General features: G+C 39.8%; 16 protein-coding genes. 14 read left to right on the top strand and 2 right to left on the bottom strand.

The features are described 5' to 3' along the window. Position 1: 1 nt before the first annotated feature. On the bottom strand, positions 2-2,299 hold the full coding sequence (locus ACJVDH_RS10190; RefSeq protein WP_443947467.1) for a sensor histidine kinase: 2,298 nt from the start codon (positions 2,297-2,299) through the stop codon (positions 2-4). Positions 2,300-2,315: 16 nt separating this feature from the next. After that, positions 2,316-4,415: a sigma-54-dependent Fis family transcriptional regulator gene (locus ACJVDH_RS10185; RefSeq protein ID WP_443947466.1), complete on the bottom strand. Its 2,100-nt coding sequence runs from the start codon at positions 4,413-4,415 to the stop codon at positions 2,316-2,318. Positions 4,416-4,779: 364 nt separating this feature from the next. On the opposite strand from ACJVDH_RS10185, the gene ACJVDH_RS10180 reads away from it, so the two are divergent. Genes ACJVDH_RS10180 through ACJVDH_RS10115 form a run of 14 tightly spaced genes read left to right on the top strand, consistent with a single transcriptional unit; the run spans position 4,780 to position 17,662 of the window. Further along, positions 4,780-5,412 carry a hydrolase gene (locus tag ACJVDH_RS10180; RefSeq protein ID WP_443947465.1) on the top strand — a complete coding sequence of 211 codons (633 nt, stop codon included), beginning with the start codon at positions 4,780-4,782 and terminating at the stop codon, positions 5,410-5,412. A 14-nt stretch (positions 5,413-5,426) separates the two neighbouring features. Next, positions 5,427-6,806, top strand: a complete 1,380-nt coding sequence (locus ACJVDH_RS10175) for an alginate export family protein (protein ID WP_443947464.1) — start codon at positions 5,427-5,429, stop codon at positions 6,804-6,806. Positions 6,807-6,825: 19 nt separating this feature from the next. Continuing rightward, positions 6,826-7,536, top strand: coding sequence for a M17 family peptidase N-terminal domain-containing protein (locus ACJVDH_RS10170; protein WP_443947463.1), 711 nt, complete (start codon positions 6,826-6,828; stop codon positions 7,534-7,536). 21 nt (positions 7,537-7,557) lie between these two features. Beyond that, on the top strand, positions 7,558-9,435 hold the full coding sequence (locus ACJVDH_RS10165; protein WP_443947462.1) for an amidohydrolase: 1,878 nt from the start codon (positions 7,558-7,560) through the stop codon (positions 9,433-9,435). A gap of 3 nt (positions 9,436-9,438) precedes the next feature. After that, positions 9,439-9,876 (top strand): DoxX family protein, encoded by a 438-nt coding sequence (locus ACJVDH_RS10160; protein ID WP_443947461.1) that lies wholly within the window; start codon positions 9,439-9,441, stop codon positions 9,874-9,876. Between the two features lie 12 nt (positions 9,877-9,888). Then, the gene (locus tag ACJVDH_RS10155; RefSeq protein WP_443947460.1) at positions 9,889-10,362 is read left to right on the top strand and encodes a Dps family protein; all 474 of its coding nucleotides are present in this window, start codon (positions 9,889-9,891) and stop codon (positions 10,360-10,362) included. A 10-nt stretch (positions 10,363-10,372) separates the two neighbouring features. Continuing rightward, positions 10,373-11,068, top strand: coding sequence for a YoaK family protein (locus ACJVDH_RS10150; protein WP_443947459.1), 696 nt, complete (start codon positions 10,373-10,375; stop codon positions 11,066-11,068). 6 nt (positions 11,069-11,074) lie between these two features. Beyond that, positions 11,075-13,381, top strand: a complete 2,307-nt coding sequence (locus tag ACJVDH_RS10145) for a histidine kinase dimerization/phosphoacceptor domain -containing protein (RefSeq protein WP_443947458.1) — start codon at positions 11,075-11,077, stop codon at positions 13,379-13,381. A gap of 2 nt (positions 13,382-13,383) precedes the next feature. After that, positions 13,384-13,680: a GNAT family N-acetyltransferase gene (locus ACJVDH_RS10140; protein ID WP_443947457.1), complete on the top strand. Its 297-nt coding sequence runs from the start codon at positions 13,384-13,386 to the stop codon at positions 13,678-13,680. Between the two features lie 43 nt (positions 13,681-13,723). Continuing rightward, complete coding sequence (locus tag ACJVDH_RS10135; RefSeq protein ID WP_443947456.1) at positions 13,724-14,662, top strand: ring-cleaving dioxygenase; 939 nt, start codon at positions 13,724-13,726, stop codon at positions 14,660-14,662. 4 nt (positions 14,663-14,666) lie between these two features. After that, positions 14,667-14,969: a GNAT family N-acetyltransferase gene (locus tag ACJVDH_RS10130; protein ID WP_443947455.1), complete on the top strand. Its 303-nt coding sequence runs from the start codon at positions 14,667-14,669 to the stop codon at positions 14,967-14,969. Positions 14,970-14,971: 2 nt separating this feature from the next. Next, positions 14,972-15,586, top strand: coding sequence for an alpha/beta hydrolase (locus ACJVDH_RS10125; protein WP_443947454.1), 615 nt, complete (start codon positions 14,972-14,974; stop codon positions 15,584-15,586). A 14-nt stretch (positions 15,587-15,600) separates the two neighbouring features. Beyond that, a complete protein-coding gene (locus tag ACJVDH_RS10120) occupies positions 15,601-16,224 on the top strand; it encodes a TMEM175 family protein (RefSeq protein WP_443947453.1) in 624 nt (207 codons plus the stop codon). A 34-nt stretch (positions 16,225-16,258) separates the two neighbouring features. Further along, positions 16,259-17,662, top strand: a complete 1,404-nt coding sequence (locus tag ACJVDH_RS10115) for an alpha-L-fucosidase (protein WP_443947452.1) — start codon at positions 16,259-16,261, stop codon at positions 17,660-17,662. Positions 17,663-17,799: the final 137 nt, after the last annotated feature.

Raw genomic sequence — 17,799 nt, 5'->3', positions numbered from 1 at the left:
ACTATCCAATTTCCGCTAAACTGTCTTTTTTGAAAAATTCTATCAATACCGTTAAGCCGTGGTGCGGAATAAACTTCAGTTCTCCTCCCAGCTGACGGCTTAAGCCTTTTAATAATGTGATGCCAAGTGTATCGCTTTGGTTCAGGTCAAAGTCTGCAGGCAAACCAATTCCATTGTCGCGGATAAATAGCAGGTATTCTGTGTCATTTTTTACCTCAAAAGAAATGTCCACACAAGCATCGCGGTTATCCGGAAAGGCATATTTGAAAATATTGGTAACGGCTTCATTAATACATAAACCCAATGGAACCGCTTGTGATACATCAAGTTCTATATCTGCAATATGAGTTTTGAATTTAATTTTTCGGTGATGATCCAAGCTTTCCTGCAAATAGGAAATGAGCTCAAGAATATAATCGCGCAAGCGGATTGATGCCATTCCTTCAGTTTGATAGAGTTTTTGGTGAATTAAGGCTATACTTTTCATGCGATGCTGGCTTTCCTTTATTGCCGCTACCGCTTTGGCATCATCCAGATAGAAACTCTGGCTGTTTAACAAACTCATGGTAAGCTGAAGATTGTTTTTTACGCGATGGTGGACTTCTTTGATCAAAAATTCCTTATCCTCAAGCAATTGGTTTTTCTGTTCTATAGACACCTGAAGCTCGTGATACGCTTCATCAAGACTTTTGTTTTGTAACAATAACAAATTGTGCAGTCGCTTTTTTAGCCTGAAACGGCTGTACAACAGCACGATAAATATGAGTAAAAGCGCAATGCCCCCTAAAATGGCATTTTTTAATATTTTTTCCCGCTCCAGTTCCTGACTTTGCAATTGATCCTTTTTACGAAGCAGTTCATTCTCGTTTTCCTTTTGTGCCGATTTAAACTCAATTTGCAGGCGTTCAATCAGACTTAGCTTTTCAAAAGAAAACAAAGAATCTCTTAGTACGTGGAAGCGTTGCAAGTGTTGAATGGCGCTTTCCGGACGCGCTTGTTTACGGTCTATTTCAAAAAGCATTTTACTTACTTCCATTTGTACCGGAATGTTTATTGGCGCTTGTACAGACGCCATTTCTTTCAATGCTGCCGCCGCAGCTGCGAAGTTTTTTAGTGCAACACTATATCTGGCGATGTTAAAATACGCTGTTGCTTGTGCCGCGCCATCCATTTGTTTCAGTTTATACGAATTGTTGTAAGGCAAAAATGCACGACCGCTTTGGGTAAATTTTCCCATTTTCAGGTAACAGTTTCCGCGCGCCATATCGTAATAAAAAATATCGCTTTGACTTGCTTTTTGAAATTTGCGTCGTGTTTGTAAAACCAGGTTCAGTGCTTTGCCGGCTTCATTATTTTCTACAAGTTGTTCGCTCAATTCATATAAACCCAGGTAAAGCATGCTCATATCGTCATGTTCAGAGAAATAGTTAAATGCTTGTCTGGCCCAGTCTATAGCTTCTTTTCTGTTTCCAATAGCTACATACGCTTCAGAAACGCGGCGTAAAAATACTCCTGGCACCTGTAATTTTTCGGTTTCACAAGCTTTAACGGTGCAGAGCGCGTAATATAAAGCTTTGCTTAAATTTCCTTTTTTATTACTTACAGCAGAGAGTAAATCATACGTGTAAAACAAATCCGGGTAATGGATTTTTTTATAGCGTTTTAATACTGCTAATAATTCCTGTTCTGCAAGCGTGTATTGACCTGTCATGAGGTGAAAATCGGCAATACATTTTAGTAAAAAAGACTGGCGTTCTTCTAATCCGAGAGATTGATATAAAGCCATCGCTTTTTTGCAGTATGCAATATTTCGGGTATAAGACGGATCTTCAAAATCTACATTATGGGCGTAGTAAAACCAGGTATCCGCTTCATGCCTTTTGTTTTTGGTTTTTTGCGCAAGCTTTAACGCCGTTTGATAAATTTGTTCCTGCTTTTCAATTTGTTTAGATTCTGCATAAAACTGTCCATATTCCATCAATGCATTATGTTGCCAATTTATAGAATGCACGCGCAAAGCGAGTTGGTATCCTTCGGCAAGGTAAATAGCTGCACTGTCTAAATCGCGGGTTTCACTTCCAATTCGGTCTATATATGTATCTGCCAAAGCAAGCAAATATTGTGTTCGCAATGTATCTGCCAATGGTTGTGCGAGCAATTTACGAAGCGCAGTATTGCTTAACCGATCACGCCCTTGCAAAGGTTTGTAAAAAGTTGGCTGCGCAATAGATTTTGCAGAAAATAAGATACTGATGAGCGCAAAAATTAGTCTGAGCGAATGAACAAGGATTTTTTTCATCGGGATGACGGTTCTTTTATTTTTGGATGTGCGCCCGTTTAATGTTAAACTTTTTAATTTTTGAGTTGAGTGTAGTTGGCGGAATGTTCAAAACCTTTGCCGCACCACCAACACCCGAAATTTTACCATTACAGCTTTTTAAAACCGATAAAATATGCGCGCGCTCATTTTCATAAATGCTTTTTATACGGCTATTTCCATCATCAAAGTTTTCCGGGTTTTCTGTTTTCGGTAAATGTATTTCTTTAATCAGCTCGCCCTTGTTAAGTAAAATGGTGCGTTCTATAAAGTGTTCAAGCTCACGTATATTGCCTGGCCAGGAATATGCTTGTAATTTATTCAACGCGCTTTTAGAAATACTGCTTAATGGTTTGCCGGTCTTTTTTGCAGTTTTTGAAATGAAATAGGCCGTTAATTGCGGAATATCTTCTCGGCGTGCACGCAGTGGCGGTACCGGAATAGGAAATGCATTTAGGCGATAATACAGATCACTTCTAAAATTGCCTTTTTCTACTTCTTTTAAAAGGTTTCTGTTGGTTGCCGCAATAATACGTACATCGGTTTTAATCACTTGGTTACCACCAACACGCTCAATTTCCTTTTCCTGTAAGGCACGCAGCAACTTCACTTGTAAATCGGGAGAAAGCTCTCCAATTTCGTCCAAAAATAACGTGCCTTTATGTGCAAGTTCAAATTTTCCAATCCGGCGTTCTGTTGCACCTGTAAAACTGCCTTTCTCATGGCCAAACAATTCACTTTCTGCCAATTGCGTAGGCAGCGCGGCACAGTTTACTTTAACAAGTAAGAAATCTGCACGTGGCGACATTTTATGGATGTTTCTCGCAATAAGTTCTTTTCCGGTTCCCGTTTCGCCAAGAATCAGCACGCTGCTATCTGATGTTGCTACTTGTTCCGATAAATAAAAAACTCTTTTTAAAACTTCGCTCTGACCAATCATTTCTGAATGTTGAAATTTGAGTTCGATTTCTTCACGCAGATAGGTTTTTTCTTCTTCCAGTTGCTGTTTATACAACTGGATTTCATTCAGCTGCCGTTCAATTTTTTCATTTGCCTTAATATTAGATACGGCAACGGATATTTGAAGCGATATATTTTTTAATAAACCATAGTAGATATTAGAAACAGCATTGGTTTTCTTGGCGTAGAGATAAAAAAAGCCAATACATTCATCCCGATCGGTAAGCTTCAAAGCGATCATTTCGCGAATGCCCATATTGTGCCAGAAACCAAGCCAGGCCGGAGCATCTGGCCATTTTAAAACCTCTTCTACATTAAAAACAACGGGTTCTGCAGTTGAAATCATTGCCCTGCACATGCCATCATCGAGCGTATATTTTTTAGATTCGGCAGGGGCAATACCTTCCTGTTTCAGAAAATCTTCGCGGTGGTTGTAAATAAAAGGACTGTGACTAAGGTTATCGTCGTTAATCAGGCAAATCACAAAATCTTCAAAATGAAACAGTTTCTTGAGTTGTTGATCAATCACATCAAAAAGATCAAGCTTATTGCGAATTGTTGCAATAGAATTGCTTAAAGCAAGTAAAATGCTGGCATCCCGGTCTTTCTTTTGAAGTGTCTCCCGAAGGAAAACATTTTCAACCGCCGAAGAAAGGTGTGGAATAAGCATTTGAATGGATGTGCTTTCCTGTACCGAAGGAATATTACTTTCTGTATAAAATAACAGTAATGCGCCAATGTTTCCGCTCATTTTAAAGGCAAGCAAATTCTTGAAACCTTCACGATAAAATACAGAAAGTTGTTTGGGCAATGCCGATGAAGAAAGGTCTATAATTTCTGTTTCACACGCTGTTGAAATCGTATCGAACAGATTAAAATCTATAGGTGAGCGCTTGACGCAGGTTTCGCCAGTATCTGTTTCCAGAAAGCGATAATCTTCAGGCGCCTCGGTTTCATTAAAAATGAAAACTGCTTTATCGTATTTAAAGCGGTTTTCAAATTTATTTTGCAAAAACGTTAACAGATCACTTCTGTTTTTAATCTTGTTAATAACCAGAACGTGTTGCTGGTAATCGGATAACGTAACATGCTGCGCAACATAATTCTGAGTTTCTGTTTCTTCGGCGTTGCTTTTCATGCTTGTAAAGGTATCAAAATAAAGAATATTTTGGTTGTAAATTATTTTAAAACCAATAACGAAATATCGTTTTAGTGTTTTTTAATGAATTGATTATTAGTGAATTAACATTTTTATAAATTTGTTTTTCTTTGGACGGATATTCGCCAAAATGAATAATATAACGACAAATCGTTAACATCAATTTTCACCACTTGCTATTTGCTCGGCATTTGTAGACTGTTTCCTTAAAATATTTCAGCAATTCGTAAATCAACGATATATCATAAGTGAATTTTTGGCATTTTTCTGGCAATTTACTGAGCGTTAGCGTTTTGCTGCGTGGTATGTTTGTTGGATAAATGGTGGAAACAAAAATATCATTATGAAACCATCACCAAATTTACTGTCTCCAGAAAACCATGCTTTGGTACTAATCGATTTTGAAGGGCAAATGGCCTTCGCTACAAAAAGCATTTCAATTACTGAATTGCGCACCAATGTTGCGATTGTTTCTGGGGCTTCAAAAATTTTTAATGTGCCAACTATTGTAACTACGGTTGCTGAAGATTCTTTCGCCGGACCAGTTTTTCCAGAAATTGAAGAAGTTTATCCGCAAGCTACATCAGGTTATATAGACAGAACATCGATGAATACCTGGGAAGATGAAGCGGCTTATAAAGCCATCACCGGAACAGGAAAACAGAAACTGGTTTTGGCTGGCTTGTGGACAGGCGTTTGCATTGTTGGTCCGGCGCTTTCTGCTTTATCAGAAGGTTATGAGGTTTTTGTAATTACGGATGCTTGTGGCGACGTAAGTAATGAAGCGCATGAACGTGCAATCCAGAGAATGGTGCATGCAGGTGTAAAACCTGTAACTGCTGTTCAGTATTTATTGGAGCTGCAACGCGATTGGGCCAGAACAGAAACGTATGTTCCGGTTACAGATTTAATGAAAAAATACGGTGCAGGTTATGGCTTAGGCATCCAGTACGCGCATAAAATGATTAAACACTAATTCTCTGCACACAAATGAGAATCCTGTACTTCACCGTTGCATTGATCACATTTTGCATTTTACAGTTCAAGGTGAATTTCGCGTTTGCGCAAAGTATAAAACTAATGCGTTATGACGAGGATTACAGCAACCTGAAGGATTCGAGCAGGAATTTGTACAACCGTTTCAAATTCCTGCCGATTACAGGCGACGGTAAATCTTACATCACTTTTGGTGGTGAAATGCGCGCCGAATATGGCGGCAAGTTTAATGAAGATTGGATTAAAAATCAGGGATATAACCATTCCGTTTTGCAACGCTACAGCGTCTACAGCGATATACATCTGGGCACTAAACTTCGGTTTTTTGCGCAGATTAACAGCGCTTTAGAAGCCGGAAGTAAATACGGGCCATCGCCGGTTGATGAAGATAAACTGGTGGTAGAGAATCTTTTTGCCGAATATCAGCTTTTGACACCTGATAATGTTAATCTCGCTTTGCGCATTGGCCGGCAGGAAATTAATTATGGTTCTGGCCGATTGATTTCTGTGCGCGAAGGTACTACTGCACGGCAATATTTTACCGGTGCTAAAATGATGTTTGCAAGTAAACGGTTTTCAGTTGATGCTTTTGTACTCGAAGCTGATGAAGTTAATCCTGGCATATTTGATAATAAAGGTAGTAAGCAAGCCAATTTGTGGGGCACTTACGCCAATTTGATGATAGAAAAAGGCGGAAATTTTGATTTCTACTATCTAGGCATCCGCCGGGATCAGGCACGTTTTGAAGAAGGAATCGGAAAAGAGTTGCGGCATACAATCGCTACTCGGTATTGGAAAAGTGGCGGCGGTTTTATCTATAACGTGGAAGCTGCTTACCAGTTTGGAAGTTTTGACAATGGCAGGATCAGTGCCTGGACTACAGCGATTGAGTTTGGCTATTTGTTTGAACATACACGTTTTACGCCATCAATAAATCTACGTAATGATTATATTTCTGGTGATCGTAAAGCTGGCGACGGGCATTTGCAAACCTTTAATCCTTTATATCCACGGGGCGGATACTTTGGTTTCAATCCATTAATTGGCCCATCAAACCTGATTGATCTTCATCCTTATATAACGTTAAATATGACACCAAAACTTGCGATACAAGCAGATTTGGTTTTGAACTGGCGTAACACTTTGCAAGATGGAATTTACCGTCCAAGTGGCAATTTTAATACTGCAGGTTCTTTATCTGGACATCGGTTTATCGGTACAACCTATTTGCTTAGTGCCGAATACAAATTCAACAATTACCTCTCTGCAAGTTGTGGCGGGCAATATTTTAAGGTAGGCAGTTTCATTAAAGATATTGTTCCGGATTGGGGCAATTCGCAATTTTTTAACGCACAAATCTCTTTCAAGTTTTAACCCATAACATACAAAAAAGATGAAAAATTATAAAAACACATGGTGGATAATCGCCACGTTAGTTATTTTAACGCTCAATGTAAATGCACAAGAAACTACTGCAGTAGGTACGTCAAAAGTTTGGGGAACCGTAGATGGAATACAGATTGAAGGCGTTGTGCAAGGGCCATCTGCACAGGTGAGTGATCTTCAGGTGGCTTGTGTTTTTGAATATACCGAAGGCGATATTTTCAATTCGCCCCCCGCATTGCCGGCCGCATTAAATGGAATGGTTCATCTTGATCATGATATGAAAGGGATAATTACAGAACTGCGCAAAAGCGGAAAATTTCTCGGCCATGCCTATGAAACCATTTTGATTAGTCCGCCGAAAGGTTACATCGGCGGAAAAAAACTCTTACTGATTGGCCTTGGCGATCGCAACGTTTTTACGCCGGAGTTAATGACAGGAATAGGCGCTGTAGCTGCGAGAGAAGCACTAAAACTTGGCGTTAGCAATTTCTCTTTCGCGAGCGATCTTAAAGATGCCGGCATTGATTCGCCAACAGCTTTGGTTGCAGGAAACGTGGTAAAAGGCATTTTTCAGGCTTACCGCACACAACTTTGGCTTAAAGAAAAACAAATGGCAGAAACACAAAAATTAAATAAAGTGATTTTACTTGCTGGCCCGTCGTTTTTTACCGTTGCCGGTGGAGGAATTAAAGAAGCCATTGCTGCAATTCAAAATTAAAAAACCAAAACACTAAAATTCATGAGTGCAGATATGATATTATTCAATGGTAAAATCCATACCATTGCAACCCATAAAACAAAGGTAAGTGCCGTTGCAATTAAAGACGGAAAGTTTGTTGCTGTGGGTACCGATGCCGAAATAATGGCTTTTTCTGGTCCGCAAACTAAACTTGTAGACCTTAAAGGAAAACTTGCCGTACCCGGAATTAACGATTCGCATATCCATTTAATTCGCGGAGGTTTAAATTATAATTTAGAGCTTCGCTGGGATGGTGTACCTTCTTTGGCAGATGCTTTGCGTATGTTAAAAGAACAGGTAGACCGTACGCCATCACCACAATGGGTGCGCGTTGTTGGCGGTTGGTCAGAGTTTCAGTTTGCAGAAAGACGAATGCCAACGCTTGATGAAATTAATGCAATTTCTCCGGATACACCTGTTTTCATATTGCATTTATACGATCGTGCGTTTATGAACAAAGCCGCTTTGCGCGCTGTTGGATATACAAAAGATACGCCGGCGCCTCCGGGCGGAGAAATACAAAGAGATGCCTCTGGCGAACCTAACGGATTAATTATTGCCAATCCGAATGCCATGATTTTGTATTCTACATTGGCAAAAGGTCCCAAATTGTCTTACGAACATCAGGTTAATTCTACACGTCATTTTATGACCGAATTGAATCGGTTCGGGATTACAAGTGTAATTGATGCCGGCGGTGGCTTTCAGAATTTTCCAGACGATTATAAAGTTGTCAATGAGCTGAATGCGCAAAACCAACTCACTGTTCGTATTGCATACAATTTGTTTACACAACGGCCAAAACAGGAATTTGAAGATTTTGATCAATGGACAAATTCCGTTGAACTTTATCAAGGCGACGATATGTATCGCCACAATGGAGCGGGTGAAATGCTTGTGTTTTCTGCAGCAGACTTTGAAGATTTCTTACAACCCAGACCAGATTTGCCAGAAAATATGGAAGCAGATTTGGAGCGTGTTGTACGTTTGCTGGTCGAAAAAAGATGGCCTTTCAGGCTCCATGCCACTTACAACGAAAGTATTAGCCGTTTTTTAAATGTTTTTGAGAAGGTAAACCAGGATATTCCTTTTAACGGACTTCCGTGGATTTTTGACCATGCCGAAACAATTGATGAACGCAACATAGAGCGCGTAAAAGCCTTGGGCGGTGGCATTGCCATTCAAAGCAGAATGGCCTATCAAGGCGAATATTTTAGCGATCGTTACGGTACGAAAGCTGCATTGCAAACGCCGCCTGTAAAAAAAATGATGGAAATGGGCGTGCCTGTTGGTGGCGGTTCTGACGCTACACGTGTGAGCAGTTACAATCCTTGGGTTTCCATGTATTGGTTAAGTGCAGGCAAAACAGTTGGCGGTTTAAAAATATATGACGATGAAACCGTTTTATCGAGACAAACAGCTCTTGAATTGTATACGCGCGGCAGTGCCTGGTTTTCAAATGAACAGCAGAAAAAAGGAGATATTGCTGTTGGTATGCTGGCAGATCTGGCCGTTTTAGACCGCGATTATTTTGAAATTCCTGATGAAGAAATTAAACAGATTGAATCTGAGCTAACTGTTGTAGACGGAAAGATTGTATATGCCAAAGGCGATTTTTCTTCGTTCTCACCACCAAAAATCCCGGTATTGCCAGATTGGTCGCCGACAAACCGTTACAACGGTTATTACTCGCCTTTACAACATGGCGCAGAAATAACGAAAGGGCAAAAACCTTCAGTAGTTGCTATGGTACATTCATGTGTGGGCAGTTGCAATGTGCATGCGCACCAGCACGATGCTGTTCGGCAAAGCAATCTGCCAATTAATAATTATACCGTGTTTTGGGGCGCACTGGGTTGTTCATGCTTCGCTTTTTAAAACATGGATAACATTATCAAATTTTTGTTGGTATCAGATCTGGGATCAGAAATCAACAACATTGCAGCGCTGGTTTTTCGGGTATTGCTGATGCTCGAACTTTTCAGAGTACATGGAATGAAAAAATTCAGGTTGCAAAATGGCGAAAAAGAGCATGTCCCTAATCCACTTCATTTGCCAGAACAACTAAATAATTTGATGGCTACGGTTTCTGATACTGTAGTTCCTGTATTTGTTGCGCTTGGTTTGGGCACGCGTTTGTTTTTATTGCCGTCAATCGGTGTAACTGCAATCGGATATTTTATCGTCCATAGAAAAGATTCTGCAGAAGTACGTGATGTGCCTTATATGTACACACTCGCCATGTTGTTTCTCTGGTTTATAGGGCCGGGAACATACTCTGCAGATCATTACATACTAAACACATTCTTTAACATTTAAAATAAAAAAAACATGGAAACAAAAATTGGAATTAGTGCAGAACACCTTGCAGAGGTTGCACATTCTTTAAGTAAAGTTCTGGCAGATGAATTTGTACTATACACTAAAACACGTAAAGCACACTGGAATATAGAAGGACCAGATTTTTACAACAAACACAAATTTTTTGAAGAGCAATACAATCAGTTGGCAGATATTGTTGATGATGTTGCGGAGCGCATCCGTAAACTTGGTCATTACGCACCGGCATCGTTAAAGCAATTTCTGGAGCTTACCCATTTAACAGAAGACGATCGCGCAAAAAATGATAGTCAGGGTTACATCAAAATGCTTCTTGCAGATCATGAAAGTATTCTGATTCACCTACGTGAAAATATAGACAAATTCGCTGTTCCGCTTAAAGATTTAGGCACAAGCGATTACATTACTGGTTTGATGGAAAAGCATGAATCTATGGCTTGGATGTTAAGAGCACATTTGGCATAAAATAGTAAAGATGGAAAAGAAACAAGACAACATCTGGTTTGTTACGCTCGTGCTGACGGTTGTGGCAGGCTACTGCGATAGTATTACTTTTGTGGCTGCAGATAAAATTTTCTCGGCACATGTAACAGGAAACTTTATCGTTTTTGCCTATCAAATGGTGAATGGGGCAGAAGGCGAAGCATGGATAAAGCTGATTACTTTTCCTGTATTTATGATTTCTGTAATGGCCGGCGGATGGATTGCCATCCGCTTCTTAAACAAACATTTTATTCTTTTTTTAGAGGGCGTTTTGCTTATTGCAGGCGGCATTTTAGCTTACTCACTCGGTTTTCTAGACGACCACATATTAAGCTGGCCAATGTATGCCGTTACCATGATTGTGGTTTTTGCAATGGGTTTGCAAAACGCATTTGGCAAACTGAATGCAAAGGAAACTTATGGACCAACGACGATGATGACGGGAAATGTAACGCAGTTTGCATTAGATATTAGAAATGTTCTCACCAGTCGTTTTACTGATGCTACAGCAAATGCAGGAATTTTTAAAGGAATTGTTACGCTGGGTGGTTTTTTGTTGGGTTGTGTGTTCGGTGCGTACGTGGGTAAACTTTTCGGTTTAGTGGGTATCGCTATCCCAGGCGTTGCAATGGTCATTTGTTACCTCTCTACAAAAACTTCTGGTATACCTTCAAATTCCAGCAATTAATTGCGCATGAATAATAGCCGCCAAATTCAGTTTTTCTTCCGCTGTGCGATTATCTGTTTGCTGTTTAATTTAAGCACGAAATATGGCTTACGCGCCCAAGAAATACGCAGCAAACCAGAATTAGATGAAGCACTGAAGAAACTCGCTAAAATCGGTAATACAGAGCGTAAGGCGAGTATTTTGCTTGAAATCGGCGGTTATTACCTGAATTTGCAAGGAGAAAATCCAACAGATCTTGAACAGGCAACAAATTTTCAGCAACAGGCTTTTGCTGTCGCGAATCGGGAAAATTTACATACAGCGCTGGTCAGAAGTCTGATTCTAAAAGGAGATATTCTGCGGGAGTCCGGGCGCGCTGCTGATGCCGAAAAAGAGTATAATAAAGCCATTCAATTGGCACAACAGAAAAATTTAAAAGATAATCTGGCCAAAGCTTTATCGGCAAAAGGGCAATTATACAACAATGAAGGTGCGCAGCTGCAAAGAAAAATTGAACTGAACGAGCAAGCTTTATCCTTATACCGGCAATCTTCCAATCAGTTGGAAGAAGCCAATTCGCTCAAGAATTTAGGCGATTATTATATGTTAAAAGCCCGTCCGGCTTATGCTATTAAATTGATGGATACCGCACTTTCGGTTTATAAATCAATAAAGTTTAAAGAATTGCAAGGTGTGTACAACAATATGGCGATTACGTACAACGAATTGGGGAATTTTTCTGAAGCTTTGAAATACGGACTTATGGCCGAAAAAACGGCAGATCTGGTTCAGGATACCAGTTTGCAGAAAAGTTCCATTTACAACCATATTGCTTTAACATATTATTACCTCCGCGATGATAAAAAGGCTTTGCAGTATTGGCGTGCAGCCAGAAAACTTGCCGAAAGATATCACGATGCCGGTTATATTCAGACGGTTGTGGCCAATATCGCTTCAGTTTTAATCCGGATGAAACAGTTTAAAGAAGGTATAGCCGAACTGAAAGATCTTGCTAAAAATTATCCGCCTACGGAAACGCAAATGAAGTTAAGGTTGCCTTATTTGCTTTTCAACACGTATTACGATATTCAAGAGTACGATAAAGCAGAGCTTTATTTTAAAACGCTGATGAAATTTCATCAAGAGCTGCCAGATGACGATATCAATCAAACGTATCTCTACAGAAGTATCATCCGGAAGTATACACACGATAAAAATTTCGCCCTTGCCGAGAAATACTTGCTTGCGCATGAAAAACAGGCCACAGCGCAAAGTAATCTTTTGGCCTTGTGGCAATTGCACAGAATGTGGTTCACTGTAGATTCTGGCTTAAACAAACCCTGGGCAGCAATTGAGCATTACAAAACGTTTAAACGGCTTTCAGATTCGATTTCAAATCAAGATAAAGTAAAGCAGATTTCCCGTTTGGAGGTTCAATATCAAACCGAGCAGAAAGATAAAGACATCGCTTTATTAAGTCAGCGGAACCAGATTCAGCGCATTCGCATTCAGCAAGATGGTACTATCAGAGCATTCTTTATTGTGGGTTTATCACTCGCAGCATTATTTGCCGCATTAATGTATAACCGTTACAGGTTAAAAAAACGGAGCAATCTTATTTTAGAAGAAAAACAGGCCGAAATCAATGCGCAGAACGATTTGCTGAAAAAAATACTCAATGAAAAAGAATGGTTGCTTCGAGAAATACATCACCGCGTAAAAAACAACCTGCAAATTGTGATCAGTTTACTTAACACGCAATCTGCCTACCTGGATAATGAAGATGCGCTGGTTGCGATTAGAAATAGCCAGAACCGCATGCATGCTATGTCACTCATTCACCATAAACTGTACCGGTCTGATAATCTGGCCGAAATTGATATGAAATGGTACATCAAAGAACTGGTAGATTATATGCGCGAATGTTTTGATACCGATCGGAAAATTCTGTTCGTATTAGATGTAGAAGCCATTAAACTCGATGTTGCACAAGCCGTTCCGTTGGGTTTAATTCTCAATGAAGCCATCAGTAATGCTATTAAGTATGCTTTTCCGGAGGATAGGAAAGGGAAGGTTTCCATTTCTTTTCGTTTTATGCAAAATGAAATTTGCGAATTGAGAATTGTGGATGATGGAGTAGGCTTACCCGATGGATTTGAGATTGAAAACAGCGAATCTTTAGGCATGAGTTTAATGACCGGATTAACCGAGCAGTTGAACGGCCACATCAGAATGTGGAATGCCGGCGGACTTATTCTAGATGTTTGTTTTCAAAAACACGAAGGATTGTTGCTGGAAGAAGAAGGAGCCACAGCACTTTACAACAAAATATAAGGATGGAAGAATACAAAATAAGGCACAATGAAGTAAACCTCCAGTTTGAAATAGAACAGGAAGATGAGATTGCATACCTGTCTTATCGCTTTTATAAAAAATACATTGCCTTTATGCATACTTATGTGCCTAAGGCTTTGGCTGGCCGCGGTTTGGCAACGCAACTGGCAGTTTTCGCCTTTGCATTTGCAGCACAAAAACACCGGCTGGTTATGGTTTATTGTCCGTTTATTGCTAAATTTATTACTACCCATCCCCAATACGATGCGCAGATTGATAAGTCTTATCGGGCATCATGAAATAGAAAATTAATCTGGCCTAAAGCCAAAATTATTAATGAATATGGAAAACAGTATTTTAGGGTTGCATCACATTACAGCAATCGCTGGCAATGCACAACAAAATTTTAAATTTTATACCGATACGATTGGTTTAAGGTTGGTTAAAAAAACGGTAAATTTTGACGATCCGGGCACTTATCATTTGTATTATGGCGATGAAAGCGGTTCTGCCGGTACGATTTTAACTTTTTTCCCCTGGGAAGGTATTGGCCGCGGAACGGAAGGAGTTGGTATGGCTACAGAAATTGGTTACGCAATTCCCGCAGGAAGTTTAGAATTTTGGCAATCGCGGTTACTGGAAAATAAGGTAAAAGTTGGCGAAATTGCTGAACGTTTTGGCGAACAATTTCTGGCTTTTAAAGATCCAGACGGACTTTCATTAGCGCTCATTGTACCAACTGCAGAAGACAAAAGAAAACCTTGGGAAACTCCAGATATCAAAAGTGATACCGCGACAAGAGGTTTTCACAGTACCACTTTGAGTTTGCAAAGTATTGACAAAACGGCAAAGGTATTGACCGATATTTTTGGCTATCGTTTGTTAAACCAGGAAGGCAATCGCTATCGCTTTATTACCGATGCTGTCGAAAATGCGTCTATTGTTGATTTGTTGGAAATCCCTTCAGGGCACCGCGGACGAAATGCTGCAGGAACCAATCACCACGTTGCTTTTAGAGTTAAAGACGAACAGGTTCAAATGGAATTTAGAGAAAAAATTCTAAGTAAAAACCTTCAAATTACGCCCAAGATTGACCGCGATTACTTTTTCTCTTTGTATTTTAGAGAACCAGGCGGCGTACTTTTTGAAATTGCTACAGAAAATCCTGGATTTACAGTAGATGAGCCACTTAGCGAACTAGGCAAAAGCCTGATGTTGCCGCACCAACACGCTCATTTACGAGGAGAACTCGAAAATATCTTACCAAAATTAAATTCATAATCAAATGGCAGAAGTAAAATTAATCCATCCGGAAGACGGACCAAGTGCATTCGAAGTGTACGATGAGAGCGGCAAAGCCGGCGAAATGATTTTCGATATTCAAGGTAAAAATTTAACCGTTTACCATACAGAAGTTGAGCCGGAACATGAAGGCAAAGGTTATGCAAAGCTGATGCTCGATGCAATGGTGGCCTATGTGAGGGAAAACGAACTGATGGTAATCCCAATGTGCCCTTACGTACATGCGCAATTTAAACGCCACGAAGCGCTTTATCAGGATATCTGGAACAAAGTAAACGAATCTTAATTATGCTACAAAATACGGTAACAGCTGGGAAAGCGCTGGATGAAGCTGAAAAAGCGCTCATTATGATTCACGGGCGCGGTGGTTCTGCAGAAAATATTTTATCACTCTCCGCGGAGTTGAATGTACAAGATTTTGCGCTTATTGCGCCACAAGCACAAAGCGGTTCCTGGTATCCGCAATCGTTTTTGGCACCAAGAACCGCTAATGAGCCAAGTTTATCTAATGCATTAAATCAACTGGCTCAACTTGTTGATATATTGATAGAAAAAGGATTTGCAAAATCGCAGATTTATATTTTAGGTTTTTCTCAAGGCGCATGTTTATCTCTTGAATTTGCCGCATCACATGCAGCGCGTTATGGGGGAATTGTTGCTTTCACCGGCGGATTAATTGGCGAACAAATTGACCATAGAAATTACACAGGTGATTTTGATGGAACGCCAATTTTTATCGGCAGCAGCGATCCGGATTTTCATGTTCCCGTATCTCGCGTACAGGAAAGTACCGCTGTGCTCGAAAATATGGGTGCAAAAGTTACTGAAATTATCTATCGCGATATGGGTCATACCATCACTCAATCGGAGATTAACCGAGTGAATAAATTAATATTCAGCTAATTTATTTAATGGAAATGGAGAAGGAAACTGCCCGGATTGAAGCATTTAGCGATGGTGTTTTTGCCATCGCTATTACCTTATTGGTTTTGGAATTGCATGTTCCGGAGATTGATTTGGGGCAAAATCCAGTAAAATTGATGGCGTCATTCTTTTCAGAGTGGCCATCATATTTGGCCTTCACCATTTCCTTTTTCAGCATTTTTATCATCTGGGTAAATCACCACAAAGTGTTTAAACAGATTTACAAACGCAATACCGGCATTATGTTCGCCAATGGTTTAATCCTTTTTCTGGTATCTATCGTTTCGTATTCCAGTGCCTTACTTTCCCGGTTTTATGCCAGTCCGTCAAAACAGTTAGTTGTTACTTTATATACGGCGCTTTTTGTTGCTGTAAATCTGGCGTTTAACTTGCTTTGGCAGCAAGCGGCAAAACATCCGGAATTGCTTCGGCCAGATATTAATGAAGCTGCAATCCGGCAACTCAGTAAGAATTATCTTTACGGTTTTCCAACCTATTTAACTGCATTTGCAGTCTCATTTTTCTATCCGGAAACGGCATTAATGATTTGTATTCTCCTCTGGATCTTCTGGGCACTCTCGTCCAAAAAAATTGATTTTACCCAAACATCTCTCTAAAAAAAATTAAACCCTAAACCTTAAAACTCATCTCATGACAAAATTAAAAAACGTTTTAGTAATACTTTTAATGCTGATTTCAGCATCACTATCCGCACAACAGCCAGACAATGTTCAATCACAAAAACTCAATGCTTTGCAGCAGAAATTTGTAGATCTTCGTTTTGGAATGTTTATCCATTACAATATTCCAACCTATGCAAATGCAGATTGGCCAGATCCGGAAGCATCACCAGACCTGTTCAATCCCAAACATCTTGATGCCAACCAATGGGCAAAAGCCGCGAAATCTGCCAATATGAGTTACGGATGTTTAACCACCAAACACCACAGCGGTTTCTGTATCTGGGATACCAAAAGCACAGAATATAATGTAATGCATAGTCCGTACAGAAAAGATATTGTTAAACAATTTACAGACGCTTTCCGTGCAAACGGTTTAAAAGTAATGTTGTATTATTCTATTCTGGATACACACCACAAGATTAGACCGAACCAGATTACCCACAAAGATGTGGAAATGATTAAACAACAAATTACAGAATTGCTTACAAATTATGGGAAAATTGAGGCTTTGATTATTGATGGTTGGGATGCACCTTGGTCTAGAATTTCTTACGATGAAGTTCCTTTTGAAGACATTTATACCTTAATAAAAACATTGCAACCAGAATGTTTGGTAATGGATTTGAATGGCGCGAAATACCCTGCAGAAGGTTTGTATTATACCGATATTAAAACCTACGAAATGGGTGCGGGCCAACGCATGGCTAAAGACAGCAAAATTATGCCTTCTCTGGCTTGTTTGCCTATCAATACCTCATGGTTTTGGAAAACAGATTTTCCGACGGTTCCGGTACGTAAACCGGAAGAAATTGTAAATAATCTGATTAAACCACTAAATGCGCAAAGTTGTAATTTCATTTTAAATGTTGCGCCAAATCGCGATGGATTGATTGATGACAATGCTATTGCTGCTTTAAAAGAAGTAGGAAAAATCTGGAAAAATGAAGGCGCAGTTGCGAAGTTGCCTGCTTTAGATTTACCTATTATTTCTAGTAATATTGCAATCAAAAAACCTGCAAATGCGAGTTGGAGTGACGATATGAATATTATGGATTTTGCAAATGACGACAGTTACAGAACCTCGTGGACTTCCAATCCCACTATTTCCAAGCCTTGGTTTGAAGTAGATTTACAGAATGAACAACCCGTTAATATGATCGTTGTTGCAGAACAAAAAGCAAATATTGATCGCTATGCATTGGAATACTGGAATGGCGTAACCTGGAAAATTCTTTTTGAAGGGAAAAACAGCGAGAGAATTAAAATCCATCGTTTCAATCGTGTATGGAGCAGCAAGCTCAGAATCCGCATAGAACATTCCGCAGAAACAGCATCTATAGCAGAGTTTCAGGTTTTCAACGAGCGGCGATAAACCGCTATAAAAAACAGCGGTTTAATAGATTCTCCGCCTGAAAAGGCGTTCGAAAGGACGATTGGGTCAGCACACCAGCGCCCGTCATCATCGCGCACCATATTACGATATTTCGCGGAAATTCTTCGTTAAATAGC

It is taken from the genome of Pedobacter terrestris, from assembly GCF_052343045.1.
Taxonomy (GTDB): domain Bacteria; phylum Bacteroidota; class Bacteroidia; order Sphingobacteriales; family Sphingobacteriaceae; genus Pedobacter.
This window is presented reverse-complemented; position numbering and strand designations above follow the sequence as displayed.